Source organism: Rhizobium sophorae (assembly GCF_013087515.1).
GTDB lineage: Bacteria > Pseudomonadota > Alphaproteobacteria > Rhizobiales > Rhizobiaceae > Rhizobium > Rhizobium sophorae.
This window is the reverse complement of the sequence record NZ_JABFCN010000066.1, coordinates 223065-238733: the sequence shown is the minus strand read 5'-3', so window position 1 is coordinate 238733 and position 15669 is coordinate 223065. Positions and strand designations below refer to the sequence as shown.

Genomic DNA, 15669 nt, shown 5'->3' with positions numbered 1-15669 from the left:
AGCGCGGGCCGGCACGTGCAGCGATAGGTGGAAAATGTCAATCGTCGAGGCAGATAGGTTGCGCGCGAAGCCGCAGTTGGAAACGGCGCCGCTGATCGTCCATGTCGTGCGCCAATTCCTGCCCAATCGCGGCGGCCTGGAAGACGTGGTCGCCAATCTCGCCCGCCAGACCGTGCGCCGCGGCTATCGTGTGCGCGTCGTCACGCTGGATTCACTCTTCACTGCGCCAGAGGACAAGCTGCCGCTTCGCGAAGATATCGACGGCATCGAGGTGGTGCGCATCCCCTGGTTCGGCACCAGCCGCTATCCACTGGCACCGCAGGTTTTTCGCCATCTCGCCGACGCCGATCTCGTCCATGTCCATGCCATCGACTTCTTCTTCGACGCGCTCGCCTGGGGCCGGCGGCTGCACGGAAAACCGATGATCGTCACGACCCATGGCGGCTTCTTCCACACGCGGAAATACGCGACGATCAAGAAGATCTGGTTCCAGACGCTGACCCGCGCTTCGGCGATGGCCTATCGCCGCGTCGTCTGCTGCAGCGCCTCCGACCTCAAGCAGTTTTCCGAGATCGTGCCCGACAGCCTCCTGATCGAAAACGGCGCCGATATCGGCAAATTCGCCGACACCGCTTCGCGCCGGGCAAAGCGCCGCATCGTCACGATCGGCCGGTTCTCGGTGAACAAGCGCATCGACCATCTGCTCGATGCGATGGCCATGTTGAAGACCCGCGACCCGGAATGGCATCTCGACATCGTCGGCGCCGAATCCGACCTGGGCCGGGCGGATGTCGAAGGCGCAATCGAAAGCCGTCATCTGTCCGGCCGCGTCACCCTGCATGTATCGCCCGAGAACGACACCATCCGGCGCATTATCGCAGAAGCCTCGATTTTCGCCTCCGCCTCGGAATATGAAGGTTTCGGCCTGGTGGCGCTGGAGGCGATGAGCGCCGGTCTCCTGCCGGTGCTGAACGCCAATGATGCCTTTGCGACGCTTGCAGCCCGGCATCCTGTTATCATGCTTGCCGATTTCACCGATCCTGAGAGCGCCGCCACGGCGATCGAAGCGGCCCACCAAGCTCTTTCGCGCCAGCCGGACGCCGTTCGCGCCGGACTTCTCGACGCTGCCCGCGGCTATTCCTGGGATATCGTCGCCGGACGTTACATCGATCTCTACAGGTCGCTTGATGTCGTCGCCGCGAGAAGCATCTGATCCTGTCTTCCTGCCGCATATGCTACAGCATTGCGCATGTGAAACGACGCGGCGCGGTAGAATCGCCGGTTATGCTTTCGCCAGACGGATGATCTCGTCGAGCACGAATTTACGCGATTGCGGCGGCGTCAGATTGTGATCGGCATCCGGCAGCATCAGCAGCCGCACGTTCGGATAGCGGGAAAGCCTGGCGCCGCGCGGTCCGAAGTGGAAATAGACGTGGTCGAGCCCGACATCGGCCTCGCTGTAGATCAGCGTCAGCGGTACCTTGCGCTTGCCGAACAGCGCGAATGAGTGCCGGACCTCGCGGGCGATATGGCGCCGGTCGGGAAGCAGCTCGAGCAGCGGCGCGATCCACGGCGACAGCCGGCGGCCGGCGGCGATGACGATGTTCCGCAGCGCCGCAACGACGTCGACCTGGCCGCGCAGCAGCCGCTTCAGCGTGTCGAGTCGCGCCAGGCGCTGGCTGTAATCATCAAGGCTACGCGGGACCGAGACGACATGCTCCCGGCGAACCGGCACGTCGGGATCCCAGTAATAGACGAAGGGATTGATCGACACGACCGCCTTCAGCCGTTCGTCGGCGACGCCGGCGCGGAAGGCGACATAGCCGCCGCTGCATCGGCCGGCGACCATGACGGGACCGGCGACGACGTTTTCGAGTAGATCGAGCGCGGCGACAGCATCTGCGGTCTGCGTATCCGAATAAAGCACCTGTTCCGGCGCATCCGGCCGCGGCGGGCTGTCGCCGACATTGGCGGAGTCGAAGCGCAGCGAAACGACGCCTTGGCGGGCGAGCTCGCGCGCCATATCAACCGTCGTCCGTCCCCAACCGGCATGCCGGTCATAGGCCGTCGACAGGAAGAGCACGGCATTGCCCTTGATCTCGCCGAGCGGCCGACTGACGACGCCGACCAGATGATTGTGGCTTCCGAAACGCACCGGCGTTTCGGCAAAACCATCGCCGGCAAGCGGCTGGTTGTCGAACGCGGCCGGTGAATGGACGGCGGATGTCGCCGTCGTCGTTGTTTCCAGCCACGTCGTCAGCAGTGCGACGACAGCCATCGGCGTCTTGGCAAACAGCGGATTGGTGGCCAGCTCGTCATAGCCTTCGAAGGCCGCCTGCTCCACATCGGCGCCAAGCGCCCTCAGCGCATCGGCAAAACCGGTATCCTCGGCCTTGGCAGGACGTTCGAGGATCAGATAGCGGGAGGCTGCGATCCCCTGCGGCGAGGCGATGCTGAGCTTGCCGAGCTCGGCAGCGATCTCTTCGGGCATGACGAGCCCGGCGATCTGCACCTTGGCGGTCTGGACATGCTCCTTGCCGAGGCCGAGATCGGCATCGATGATCTTGGACCACATGTTGAGTTCGCGTAGATAGGCTCTGCCGCTCAGCACCGGCGCCAGCATGACGAGGCTGTCGACGCCGTCGATCGAGGAACCGACGCGATGGGCAAGGGTCGCGCCGAGGCCTTGGGCTATGAGGATGACACGGTCGCAGCCGCTCAGGGATTTCAGCTCGGCGGCGGCCGCACGGATCGAGTTTTCCCAGGTTTCCAGCCTTGCCGGTAGCGCCCCGAAATCGAGCGCGTCGCCGGTGCCGCGATAGTCGAAACGCAGGCTCGGCACGCCGATATCCGAGAAATGCTCGGCCGCCACGCGGAAGAATTTCCGGCTGCACATCTCCTCGAAACCCCAGGGGCTTACGAAGAGCACGGCGGCCGAACGTTTCTTCGCGAGCGGATTCTCAGGCATGAACAGCCCGATTGTACCGTCGAAGACGACAGGCAGGGCAGCGTTGCGCCCCGCACCCTCGGCCGGCTCCAGCGAGAATTCGCCCGGCGCGACTTTGGCGCGGTCGGGATCGCCGGGAAGCCGCGGCGCGATGAAATTGATCGCCTGGCTGACCGGTCGCCGCAGCAGGGGCGGCATCTTCTCGAGAATGGAGCGCATGACCTCGACATCCTCGGCCGGCACGGCGCGCAGCACCCGCAGCGCTGCGAAATAGCAGAATGCGCCGGCGATGATCGCGCCGACCAATCCGGCCGGACCCTGGACAAATTCCAACACGGAAGTCGCTCCGCAAGCACACAGCACGGAGGCGAGCGTCACCTTCGTCAAGCTTGCGTAGAGACCCGAAAGCTGGGATCCGAATCCTGTCTGTCTGATCATCATCACCGACATCGCAACGAATACGAGGATGCGCACGAGTGCGGCACCCTCGGCTGCAAGCCTAGGTACGATCAGTAAACAACCCGCTACCATCAGTAGGCCACCTATTACACTGATGTTCAGGCGAAAGCGGGCCCTGTCCATCGACAGCAGGTAGAGGCTGAGGATCTGCATGAAAGTATAGGCGGGCGCGACCAGCGCAAGCAGCGCCACCACCGTTCCGCTGCGGCGGAACGCTTCGCCGAACACGACCAGCACCAGTTCGCTGGATATCGCGGCAAGCCCGAGGCTCATCGGCAGCACGATATAGGCCATGCTGCGGGTGACCGCGGTAAAGACCTCGACCGGCAAGGTCGAATCGTCGCTGTTGTGGCGCCGCTCGGAATAATAGGGCAGCAGGCTGCCGGTCATCTGGATCGGCAGTTGAAGGGCGATATTGGCGATCGACAGGCCGACGGCATAATAGCCGACCATCTCCACCGACCAGAATTGCTGCAGGAAGAGCAGTTCGAGCCGGTTGAGGAAGATCGAATCGATGATGAACTGGACCGACAGGATGACGGAGGAGGAGGCGAGATATTTCAGCGAGACCCCGCACCAGTCGCGCCGCGCAAGCAGGATCGGCAGCGTGGCGAAGAACAGCACGAGCTGGCCGAGCGCATAACCGACGAGAACGCCCTCGACGCCGTAGAAAACGGCGCCGGCGGCAACACCGGCAAGCTGCACGATCGAGACGGCGACCGTCAGCTTGAAAAAGGCGCCGAGCTTCTTTTCGCCGATCAGGTAGAATTTGACGAAGGATCCGATTGCCTGGATGAAGAACAGCACGCCCGTGACCAGAGCGACGGATGGCGCGGTGTCGGCCCAGTGCATCTTTTCGGAAGTCAGGAAGAACAGCGCGTAGAGCGCCAGCAGCACGACGGTCGAGAACATCATGAAGCTGACGAGGATGGCGGCAAAACCCCGCCGGCGGCGCGCATCGAAGCCCTCTGCCGAAAGTTGCGGCAACGTCTTCAGCAGCGTGATGCTGGAGCCAAGCTCGGCGATCGAGGCGCCGGTCACCACCAGCCAGAGGGAGAAGGCGACGATGCCGTTGGCTTCCGGCCCGAGCAGCCGCGCGGTTATGATCGATGAAACAAAGCCCGTCAGAAGCAGCAGCATGCCTGCCGCTGCGTTCATCACCGAGTTTGCGATAATACCCTTCGACATCTGTCCATCCGTCAGGATCGGCCTACCGCCGCATACCCGCCATCTCTAATGCGAAAATGTTAAAATAAAGCGGAGTGGCACCTTAGCTGGCCTGCATCGCCGGCAGCGTCTGAAGCGCCTTCTCGTAGCTGTTTTCCGCGAGGTAACGCAGCAGGAACTCTCGCGCCTTCTCGGCCTTCTCTCGTGCACGCTCGGGTGTGCGGAAGATATCTTGCAGGTGCGCGGCGGCTGCTTCTGGAGAGGGATCGGCCCAGACCGCGCCCTCGAGCCCGGCAAACTCCGGATGGGTATCGACCACCGCAATGAGGGGAGAGGCGACCAGCCAGCTATTGTCGGGATCGCAGAAATCGACCGTGCCAGACCACGCAGTGGAAACAACGGGCGTACGCTGCATGATCGCCTCGGCCACCGTCAGCCCGAAACCCTCGGAACGATGCAGCGAAAGATAGGCGTCTGAGCAGCGGATGAGGCCGTTGATGTCGGAGTCCGACAGCCTGTCGGTGACGATCCTGATCCGGGCGTTGCCAGCGACCGAAGCGACCAGTTCGCGCAGGCCCTCATCCTTGTTGATATCGCCGCTGGCCTTCATCAATAGGAAGGCGCTGGGGCATTCGGCGGCGAATATCCTGAAGGCCTCGATGACGGCCCGCGGATTCTTCCGGTTGATCGAGGAGCCGGCGCTGAAAATGAAGCTGACGAGAAAGGCGTCTTCCTCGATGCCGAATTTCTGGCGCATGCCTTCCGTCGCCGGCTTCTCGGTGACAGGATGCGGAACGACGATGACCGGTGCCGCAGTGAGGGGCGCAATCGCCCGCCTGGTGAATTCCGACGGCACAAAGACGGCATTCATGTAATGCATCGCATTGCGCCACTCGGTCGGCACGACTTCGAGCTCCCAGGCGAAATAACCGATGTTGAAGGCGCGGTTGAAATTGGCAACGCCTTTCTTCAGGATGGCGCGCGGCAGCATCGGCGGATTGAGATGCCAGATCCGGCTCCCGGCGGGTTCGGTGGAGAGATGCGACGGCATCCATCCGGCGAAGGAATTCTCGTCAGGATGCGTGCTGACGTCGGAGAGCGAAATCGCCCGCCCAGCTTCCGCCAATGCGCCGGCACAGAGCCTTGCCGATTCGCCGACGCCGACCGCCATCGAGAGATAGCCGACTATTTCCACCGGCCTGCGCGAATTGAAGGCAAGACGCGACCGCGGGATCAGCCGCTGCAGAACATGGGCGCGCAGAAAGCGGTATATCGTTCTCAAATCACGGTCTTTCCCAATGGATCGGCATCATCGTTCGCAGCGGCGTCAGCCCCAGAGCATGATGCCGAAAAGTGTGGGCGGTTTTCGGACGACAGCATGCTCTCTCTTTTCTAGAACGCGACGCGATGCGAACTGCCTAGACTTCTGATCTCGCCCGCAGGCGGAATATCGCTTTCCACGCCGGACAGCGCGTGGAGCAACACGCGCCGCATCGCGCCCGGGGCAAGGTGGAACCAGTCGTCGTCGGCCCGATAGCCTTCGACGTCGATATGCACCGATTGTGCCAGCCGGTCGGTCCTGAGATCGACGAACCAGTCGTCGCCGTCTCTGATGAATGATGCTTCGATACCTGCATCATGCAGCGCCTTCCCCCGTCCGCACGGGAAGTGGAAGCTCTCGGCGAGAAGGGCGCCGTCCGCCAGCGAGCGCAGGCGCGCTACACTGGCATCATGCGCCGGCGGCCCGAAACGAAAAGCATAGGTCGTGTCGAAGAAGGCGCCGAACAGCGCGGTACAGGCAAGGCGCTCCGTGTCTCTTGCCGCCAGCTTGAAGGCCCTGCTGCCGCTGACGACCTGCTGTTTTCCGCCGCGCAGACAGACGACCTCGAGCTCGACATCGAGCGCGGCATCCGTCTCGTTGACGATATGCACATCGAGACCGTTCGTTCCCTCGTCGGTGAAGACCACCTGCACCGGCCGGAATGCACGGCGCATCGCATACCAGACCGGCTTCGGCTCTCCGGTGGAATCGATCACCCCCCAGCCGGGGCCTGGCAGCAGGTCCTGCAGCGTCCAGACGAGCGCGCCGTTGCAGGCGGAGCCCTTGCGCCGCCATTCGGCAAAAGTCTCCTCGATCACCTCGCAGGTCGCAGCGCGGGAGAGATCGAGATAGCGTTCCGGCTCTTCGCGGCGCAGCTCAGCCGGATCGAAACCGTAAAGAAGCTGCAGGTAGAAATCGCGAACATCCTCGAAATCCCACGATGCGCTGCGGTCGCGGGGCACGCGAGCCTTCCACAGCGGGCTGTGGACGGCGGGCACATCGAGATGACGCACCAGCGTCCTTTGCTGCGGCACATGCGCGAATGCGAGGCTTTCCGAGGCAAAACGCACATCGGCGCGGCGCGCATCTGCAATCGGCCGCATATAGGCGCCGACACCGTAATAATGCGCAATACCGGCATTGGGCGAAAAGGGCATCGCTCCGCCATATGGCGAGTTCGGCACGTAGGGCACGTCGGGACGCATGCGCGCGACGACCGCCGGGATGATTTCATCGGTGACCGGCCCGCTCCAGAATTCCGCCGGCAGACCGAGCATTGCCGCCTGCTGGTGGATTTCGCTGCCACCGCAAAGCACCGCGAGGGAAGGCGCCGCCTGCAAACCGTGCAGGAACTCCTCGACCTCTGCATGCACGTGACCGAGAAAAGCCTTGTCGTTGCGCGGATAATCGAAATTGGCGAACATGAAATCCTGCCAGACGAGCAGACCGAGCTCGTCACAGAGCGCGAAGAAATCAGGCGTTTCGTAGGCCATGGTGCCGCCGATGCGGATCATGTTCATGCCGGCTGCAGCGGCAAGCCGCAGGAACGGCTCATAATCCGCCCGCCCGCCCGGCAATCGCACGATATCGGCCGTCGTCCACACCGCGCCCCGGCAGAAGATGCGTTCGCCGTTGACGAGGAGCGCGAAGTCATCGCCATCGGCACCGCGGTCGACGTCGATGCGCCGGAAGCCGGTCCTGCCGAGCGGATATTCCACGCCGTCGGAAACCAGCGTCAGCTCATAGAGACGCGGAGCGCCATGCGTATGCGGCCACCAGGCCTCGATGTCGGAAAGCTTGAGGATAGCCGAGTAATGACTGTCGCCGACCTTCTCGAAGGGCTGCTCCATCCCGCCGCAGCGCAGCAGCATTGCCGGATCCTCGGCATTGCTATGCAGGGAAACGCTGAGGCGACCGACGCCACTCTCCTCCAAAACGGCGCGTATGGAGACATTGTCGATCGAGACGGGATGACGCCGCACCATCGAAATCGGCCGCCATGGGCCGACGGCATGGATATCGGGGCACCAGCCCGGCATATGGCCGAGCAGCGTCGTGCGGAAATTCTTCAAGCCCGCCGGCGTGATCATCTGCGGCCGCCAGCGTGCGCGCGGTCCCGGCTCGGACAGACGGGGGCCGAGCGCCCGGAAGCACAGTGCCAGTTCGTCGCCGCCCGACAGCGTCACCGGAATCTCGTGCGCCGTGAACATGCTCTCGGAAAACAGGATTTCCTGGCCGTTCAGGAAGACATGGCAGAGAGTCGCCAGCCCTTCGAAACGCAGGATCGCGTCGCCGGGCTCGGCATCGAAAAGCCGGCAGAGATACCAGGCATCCCGCGTGTTCAGCGGATCGGGATTTTCACGGTCGAAGAGCCCGGCTTTTTCGAGGGCTGCGGCGACGGTGCCGGGAACGGGTGCTGGAATGAACTGCGCCGACAGCGGGATGTCGTGCGGCACGGCGCAGGCGCCCGGCTCCGCCAGGATCAGGTTCCAGCCTTCGGAAAGTAGACTTTCCTCGGCACCGATGCTCGCCAAACGCCCCCGCATGGTCAGATCTCCGGCCTCAGATTCGCCCCGCAAGCGACGCCATCATGGAATCCCATGCATCGGCGGCCGGATCAAGTGCTGCCTGCAACGGCTCGAATTTCCTGCGGGTGACGGCGCGGGCAAGCTGGAACTGCACCGACTTCGCCACCTCCGAAATGCGCCCGGCATGCTCTGCGGCAGCCGCGAATTCACCAGGGGAAAGCCAGGTGAGATGATCGGCCGCCAGCTCGAAATTGGCGCCGACCTGGCGAAGCGTGTTGAAGGCGTATTTGTGGAAGAAGCCGAACGGCTGTTCCGCCACCGCTTCGACCTGTTGCGGAAAGACGCTTGCAAAGGCGCGGATCGGGTTTTCGCGGGGACGCCGGGCAAAATGAAAACCGGCAAGCCGCCGCGCGGTCGCGCGCAGATGCGCTTCGTCTGCCGGCCTTTCCGGGAATCGTGCAAATTCCGTATAGGGCAGGAACGGCGGGTCGTTTTCCGTCAGATGCAGCTGGAACAGTCCGTCGAAATCCTCGCCTTCGAGACGGAAATAACCGGCATTGTGGAAATAATCGACGCGCTTGGCCGCAACATCCAGCCGATTGATCGCAACCGTCGTCTTGCCATGCTCCTGCCGGTAGGCGGTGCCGCGCGTATCCGGCATGTAGAAGGAATCCATTTCGATCAGGCAGAGACGGGCGCGAGCGATCTGAACCTCGACATGGCGTTCGACGCGGTCGTAGATGGCAAGCTCGGTCGCACGAATGCCGTAGAGGGCTTCGAGATCCTCAAGCGGCACTTTGAAGAAGGTGAACTGGTCGCCCTCGAAATCCTGCGTCAGGGTAAAACCAAGCATTGCCTCCGGCGCAACGCCTGATGTCGACAGTACCTCGATCCAGAGATCGACATAGCAATTGGTTTCCGGCCAGGCGCGCTCACCGGAATGCAGCGCATGCGGCCGGTAGGTTTCCGGGTCGATTCCCGAAAAGACCGATGTCATCGATTTGCTCAGCCCCACAGCGCTTTCCGTACGCTGGACGGCCATTGCTTCACATCGAGTCCGTGATGATGGAAGAGGGCAAGGGCGATGCGCTCCAGTCCGAAGCCGACGCAGGCGGTGTGCGCGACGCTGCCGTCCTCGAGATTGAGACCCCACTTCGTGCCGAAGGCATCCTGATGGTAGTTGAAGCTCATGCAGGCCGTCGGATTGGCGGCCGAGGTGATCGGGATCAGAAGCTCGAACTTCAGGTTCTGGTCGCGCTGATTATTGGCGAGCATCTTGCCGGCGCGGCCGAAGAACGGATCATTGGCAACGTCGATCGTCACCTCGAGGCCGACCGCCTTCATCATCTCGACACCGCGATCCATCCAGCGCTGGCGGAAATCGGTGACGTGCTGTTCGGTGCCCATGCAGACATATTCACGCATGCGGAACAGCTGCTGGCGGGCCGGATCTTTCGACGGCTCATGGCGGAAGCAATAGGATTGCAGGTCGAAGAGGCCGCCCGTCTTCGGCAGGTTGCCGCGCTTGGCGATCGTCGGATAGAGCGGATAGCAGGCCGCCGGCGTCAGCACGATGTCGGTCGCCTCCTGTCCCTTGGTCCAGTCTTCGCCGACTTCCATGCATTGCAGCAGGCTGACATGATCGAGCTCGCTGCCACAGAAGCTGTGCACCGTGCCGGCGAGCTGCGGAAAGCTCTTCATATAGCCGCTCTTCTCGAAGAAGGCGCGGTTCATGCCGGGCGGAAAGCGCATGGCTTCGGCACCATCGGCGCCGCCGAACACGTCGATCAGGCGCTCGAAGGCAGCGATCACATCTTCGAACTGGCCGCTGCGGCCGTAGAGCCCGTCGATGCCGGTATCGATCAGCAGACCGGATTCGAAAAGCCGGTCCAGAAACGAGGTCTGCATATCCATGACTGTCACCCCAGTAGGCTAGTGTCCTGCTTATGGACAAGAAGCATGCTCGACGTGTTGCCGAGGATGCGGTCATTCGAAATCATGAGCTGTGCGGAATGCGCGTCGCGCAGATGGCGTCCGAGGCTGAAGGGCGTGCCGTTCTTGTAGCCCATGATGCCGCAGATCAGCATGGCATGGTTGACGATCTCCAGGATCGTCTCGGACGAGGCGATCTTGACATTATTCATCGCCACCGCGAATCCCATCGAAGATAGCCTGTCGGCATCGGCCTTGGCATCCTCATAGGCCTTGAGGCCGGCAACCACGTTGGATTTCACCATCTGCAGCAGGTTCGAAACCTCGGCGAGGCGTAGCGCGCCCGGCGGCTGGGCATCCGGCGCCTTGCGGGCTGCGGCGCGCACGAAAGCCTGAGCCCGCACAACGGCGTCGACGGCGATGCCGTACCAGACGCCGCTCCACAAGAGGTGCGAGGAGGCAAGCATGGACTGCGCCGCGATCTCAGCGAAAGGCTTCGGCAGGATCTGGCAAGCCGGCGCTTCGCCCTTGAACAGGAAGCCGTCGGAGCAGGTGCCGCGCATGCCGAGCGTATTCCAGACATGCGTTTTCTCGAGCGTGTACTGGTCGTTGAGGAAGGCCGTCAGCACCTGATCGGAGGAAGCCGCCTGCGCGTGGGCACGCGAGGTGATAAGGATGGCGTCGGCGTGCGAGCCGTAGGAAATGACGGTCGCATCCTTTTCGAGGCGGCACGTGTCGCCATCGACCTCGACCGCGCAGATGCTGTTGCGCAGGTTTCCGCCGATACCGCCTTCTGTGGTGGCCGATGCGATCAGCAACTGCTCGGCGGCGATGCGGCGCATGAAACCTCGATGCCATTCGCTGTCGGCGCCATGTTCAACGAGGCTCGACAGCTTGATGTGGTGCATGGCGAAGACCATGGCGCTTGCGGCGCAGGCCTGGCCGAGCATCGAGCACAATTCGGCGATCTCGGTGATCGAGGCGGATTCGCCGCCGAGATGGCGCGGCACCTGGATGCCGAGCAGCCTTTCGGCCTTCATCGCATCGACGGCTTCCCGAGGGAAACGGGCCTCGGCATCAACGGTATCCGCGTGTTTCGCCGCAATTTCGGCGACACGGGCCACCCTTGTGACAAGACCGTCCTGCATGATCTTGACGGGGAAATTCATCAGGCGACCTTCCGGCCGTCCCGGATGAGATCGACGGTCCTGGCGATGGCCGAGATGCTCGCGAAGGACTTGCGGTTCAGGAGATTGTCGGGAAATTCGATGTCGAAGGCCTCTTCGAGGCCGAGCATCAACTGCACGGAAGCAAAGGACGTCAAACCTGCCGCATAAAGATCGGCGTCGTCGGCGACCTGGTCGATCGACCCAGGAAGCTTGCCGAATTTGGCTACGAGGTCGCGGATTGCCTTATTCATCCCATCACTCCAAGATTCCCATGATCCCGAACCGGCGTTCATCGCCTTGTCATGAGCGTTCTTTTAGTGCGGAAAACAGAACATTCCGCTAATTTATTGAGTTAAATATGACTGAGGCTCATAGTTAGGATTTTAGCGATCATTCCCGCACCGTCGTAAACAACCACGTTAAATCAATGACTTAAGGTAATTTCGATACTGCGACACAGTCTGGTTTGTGGCGTGGCGAGTACAGAAATGACACGCAAAACGCCGCGTTATGTCTCAATCGGCCGGGGGATAGGAATGCTCGCCGCCGCGATAATCGGTGACGGAATAACATCCGTCGCCGGTCGCTCGGATCGCGCTTCCACTGATGACGGCCTTGCCGTGACCGCCTGGGATATCGAGGATGTAGGCCGGCTGGCAGAGACCGGAAATCCGGCCGCGCAGCGCCGCGACGATCTCCTGACCCTCCTCGATCGTCACTCTGAAATGACTGGTGCCGGGCGCCAGATCCGGATGATGGAGGTAATAGGGTTTGACGCGGATTTCGACGAAGGCCTTCATCAGCTTCGCCAGCACGTCGGGATCGTCGTTGACACCCTTGAGCAGCACCGACTGGCTGACCATGGCGATGCCGGCATCGACGAGGCGGCCGCAGGCAGCCCGCGCTTCCGGCGTCAGTTCGCTGACATGGTTGGCGTGCAGCGCCACATACACTGTCTTGCCGCTGGCCCTCAGCGCGTCGATCAGCGCCGCATCGATCTTCTCGGGATCGACGACCGGAACACGTGTGTGGAACCGCACGATCTTCACATGCGCGATGCCGGCAAGCGCCTCCATGATCTCGCCGAGCCGGCGCGAGGAAAGCACCAGCGGATCGCCGCCGGTGAGGATGACCTCCCAGATCTCCTCGTGACCGCTGATATAATCGAAAGCGGCCTGCATCGCCGCGGCATCGAGCGTGCCGAGGCCCTGCGGCCCCACCATTTCGCGTCGGAAGCAGAAGCGGCAATAGACCGGGCAGACATGCACGGCCTTGAGCAAGACACGATCGGGATAGCGGTGAACGATTCCTTCGACAGGGCTGTGGGAATGATCGCCGATCGGATCGGCGCGTTCTTCCGGGGCGATCGTGAGTTCAGCTGCATCGGGCACGAATTGCCGTGCGATCGGATCGTCAGGATCGGCTCGATCGATCAGCCTGGTGACGACAGGCGTCAGGGCAATCGCGTAACGTGCGGCAACCGCCTCGAGCGCCGCGCGGTCGGCCGGCGCGGCAAGCCCCGCCTTCACTAGGTCGTCGACACTCTTGATCGGCTTGACGGCATTCATCTTCCGTACTCCGCAACCGGCGCCCAGAGCACCTGATCGATACGCGATGCGCCCGTCGCCAGCATCACCAGCCGGTCGAAGCCGAGCGCGACGCCGCTTGCATCAGGCATCAGCGGCAGCGCAGCGAGGAAATCCTCGTCGATCGGATAGGTCTCGCCGTAGACCCGCGCCTTCTCGGCCATCTCGATCTCGAACCGCCGCCGCTGTTCGGCAGCATTGGTGAGCTCGCCGAAGCCGTTCGCAAGCTCGACGCCGCAGGCATAGAGTTCGAAACGCTCGGCAACCCTCGGGTCGCGTGCCGAGGGACGCGCAAGGGCTGCCTCCGAGATCGGATATTCGTCGAGGATGGTGATGCTGCCGAAACCGAGACGCGGCTCGATCTTTTCCACAAGCACCCGGCTGAAGAGATCGGCCCAGCCGTCGTCATCGGCAACACGCATGCCGACGCGCTTCGTCTCGGCCGCCAGATGGCCGCGGTCAGTCGAACCGTCGGCGGCCACGGAGGCGAGAAGATCGATGCCGGCATGACGCTCGAACGCTTCGGCAACACTGATCCGCTCCGGCCCGGCGAAGGGATCGCTCTCGGCGCCGCGATAGACAAGCTTGCCGGTCTTTGCCGTCTCAGTCGCAAGCGCCAGAAGCCGCACGCAATCCATCATCAGGCTCTCGTAGCTTTCGCCGGCCCGATACCATTCGAGCATGGTGAACTCAGGATGATGCAGCGGCCCGCGCTCGCGGTTGCGATAGACATGGGCAAAACACGAGATGCGCTCCTCGCCCGCCGCAAGCAGCTTCTTGCAGGCAAACTCCGGCGAGGTGTGCAGGTAAAACGGCGCCTTTCGCCCATCCGTCGTCATTGCTTCGGTGGCGAAGGCATGCAGATGCGCCTCATTGCCGGGAGAGATCTGCAGCACCGCCGTATCCACCTCGATAAAATCCTCGCGCGCGAAAAACCCCCGCAACGCCGCCTGGATCGCATTGCGCCCGATCAGGAACGGGCGGCGGTCGGCATGCACGGACGGGGTCCACCAGGGGGATGCTTTCGCCGAAGAGTTCATTCCAAGCTTTCTTCGCCGGAGAAGCCGGTATGGGGGGTGGCTATTTCCCGGATTTTAGGTTAGTTGCGCCCCAAAGAAAAACATTTGCGTCTTCGGGCGTCTCGACAGTCATCTACGACGCCGAAAGCCGAGTTACAAGGAAGTCTTATGGTCAAGGTCATCGCCTCTTCGGTCCGCAAGGGCAACGTTCTCGATGTCGACGGCAAGCTCTACGTCGTTCTCACCGCCCAGAACTTTCATCCGGGCAAGGGCACGCCGGTCACACAGGTCGACATGCGTCGCATCGTCGACGGCGTGAAGGTTTCCGAGCGTTGGCGCACCACCGAACAAGTCGAGCGCGCCTTCGTCGAGGACGTGAACCATCAATTCCTCTACGAGGACGGCGAAGGCTTTCACTTCATGAACCCTGAAAACTACGATCAGGTCGTCGTCGATGTCGACACGATGGGGGACGACAAGGCTTATCTGCAGGAAGGCATGACCTGCGTTCTGTCAATGCATGAAGGCATTGCGCTGGCGATCCAGATGCCGCGCCATGTCACGCTCGAAATCACCGAGACGGAACCGGTCGTCAAGGGCCAGACGGCATCGTCCTCCTACAAGCCGGCCATGTTGTCAAACGGCGTGCGCACCATGGTGCCGCCGCACATCAATGCCGGCACCCGCGTCGTCATCGCCACGGAAGACAATTCCTACGTCGAACGCGCCAAGGATTGATCCCTGGTTTCAGCCTATCGAAGAGGCCGGCTCATCCCGGCCTTTTTTTGTGTCCGCCACCTTCAAAGATGCGGGTTGCGCGGCCGGTATTTCCGCACGAGCTTCTGGTTGATCTCGGCGGCACCCGGCATGTTGGCGCTGAGATAGACCGGTGCATCGCCGGATTTCGAAAGCTCCGAGGCGACTTCGGCGAAGATCGCATTGATCACGGTCACCCCGACCGCCGTCGAGACTGGCCCAACCCGAAGCCCCGTGCCTTCGAGATCGACAACGGCGTCACCCGGTGGCAGCCCGTTGTCGAGCACTACATCGGCCACGTCGGCGAGCCGCCGGCGGCCATTGGCGATCGCTGAGGAATAGGCGATCGACGTGATGGCAATCACCTTTGCGCCGATTTCGCGCGCATAGTCGGCGGCCTCGATCGGCGCGGCGTTCACGCCGGAATTGGAGGCGATGATGATGACATCGCCCGGCTGCATGCCGTAGCGCTCCAGCATCGGCCGCACCAGGCCTTGCGTGCGCTCATAGACCGAACTGATGACCGCACCCTCGTGCAGCATCGCCGAGCCGACGAGCACCGGCACGGTGAAGGCGAGCCCGCCGGCACGATAGTGCACCTCTTCCGCCAGCATATGCGAATGGCCGGTGCCGAAGACATAGACGCGCTTGTCGCCGCGGGCGGCATCGAGGATGACGGCTGCTGCCTGCGCCATCGGCTGGGCAAGCGTCTGCTTCAGTTCCTCCAGCCGGCCAATCAGATTGGAGAAATAGGCATCGGTAATGTCGGTCATCCGGCTTATCCT

General features: G+C 62.4%; 12 protein-coding genes. 2 read left to right on the top strand and 10 right to left on the bottom strand.

Going from position 1 to position 15669, the window contains the following annotated elements; translation table 11 throughout:
- The first annotated feature begins 34 nt into the window (after positions 1-34).
- On the top strand, positions 35-1213 hold the full coding sequence (locus G9X64_RS33350) for a glycosyltransferase family 4 protein (RefSeq protein ID WP_171378258.1): 1179 nt from the start codon (positions 35-37) through the stop codon (positions 1211-1213).
- 69 nt (positions 1214-1282) lie between these two features.
- Here the strand turns inward: G9X64_RS33350 and G9X64_RS33345 are convergent, their stop codons facing one another.
- From G9X64_RS33345 to epmA, 9 genes are all read right to left on the bottom strand, one after another.
- Entirely contained in the window at positions 1283-4594 is a 3312-nt protein-coding gene (locus G9X64_RS33345) for an oligosaccharide flippase family protein (RefSeq protein ID WP_171378257.1), read from the bottom strand.
- Between the two features lie 82 nt (positions 4595-4676).
- The gene (locus tag G9X64_RS33340; protein WP_171378256.1) at positions 4677-5855 is read right to left on the bottom strand and encodes a glycosyltransferase family 4 protein; all 1179 of its coding nucleotides are present in this window, start codon (positions 5853-5855) and stop codon (positions 4677-4679) included.
- A gap of 110 nt (positions 5856-5965) precedes the next feature.
- Complete coding sequence (locus G9X64_RS33335) at positions 5966-8440, bottom strand: glycoside hydrolase family 2 protein (protein WP_171378255.1); 2475 nt, start codon at positions 8438-8440, stop codon at positions 5966-5968.
- A gap of 16 nt (positions 8441-8456) precedes the next feature.
- Complete coding sequence (locus G9X64_RS33330; RefSeq protein ID WP_171378301.1) at positions 8457-9437, bottom strand: DUF1839 family protein; 981 nt, start codon at positions 9435-9437, stop codon at positions 8457-8459.
- Positions 9428-10336 (bottom strand): amino acid--[acyl-carrier-protein] ligase, encoded by a 909-nt coding sequence (locus G9X64_RS33325; RefSeq protein WP_168309133.1) that lies wholly within the window; start codon positions 10334-10336, stop codon positions 9428-9430. The genes G9X64_RS33330 and G9X64_RS33325 overlap by 10 nt, the downstream gene beginning before the upstream one ends.
- Positions 10337-10341: 5 nt before the next feature.
- Entirely contained in the window at positions 10342-11523 is a 1182-nt protein-coding gene (locus G9X64_RS33320) for an acyl-CoA dehydrogenase family protein (RefSeq protein ID WP_168314876.1), read from the bottom strand.
- Positions 11523-11774 carry an acyl carrier protein gene (locus G9X64_RS33315; RefSeq protein WP_017962508.1) on the bottom strand — a complete coding sequence of 84 codons (252 nt, stop codon included), beginning with the start codon at positions 11772-11774 and terminating at the stop codon, positions 11523-11525. The genes G9X64_RS33320 and G9X64_RS33315 overlap by 1 nt, the downstream gene beginning before the upstream one ends.
- Before the next feature lie 264 nt (positions 11775-12038).
- Positions 12039-13091, bottom strand: coding sequence for a lysine-2,3-aminomutase-like protein (locus G9X64_RS33310; RefSeq protein ID WP_171378254.1), 1053 nt, complete (start codon positions 13089-13091; stop codon positions 12039-12041).
- Positions 13088-14149 (bottom strand): EF-P lysine aminoacylase EpmA, encoded by a 1062-nt coding sequence (gene epmA / locus G9X64_RS33305; RefSeq protein WP_168309136.1) that lies wholly within the window; start codon positions 14147-14149, stop codon positions 13088-13090. Before epmA ends, G9X64_RS33310 begins: the two co-directional genes overlap by 4 nt.
- A gap of 147 nt (positions 14150-14296) precedes the next feature.
- On the opposite strand from epmA, the gene efp reads away from it, so the two are divergent.
- Positions 14297-14866 (top strand): elongation factor P, encoded by a 570-nt coding sequence (gene efp, locus G9X64_RS33300; RefSeq protein ID WP_168309137.1) that lies wholly within the window; start codon positions 14297-14299, stop codon positions 14864-14866.
- Positions 14867-14928: 62 nt separating this feature from the next.
- Here efp and G9X64_RS33295 read toward each other — a convergent pair whose 3' ends face one another.
- Complete coding sequence (locus tag G9X64_RS33295) at positions 14929-15657, bottom strand: SIS domain-containing protein (protein WP_168314879.1); 729 nt, start codon at positions 15655-15657, stop codon at positions 14929-14931.
- Positions 15658-15669 lie beyond the last annotated feature (12 nt).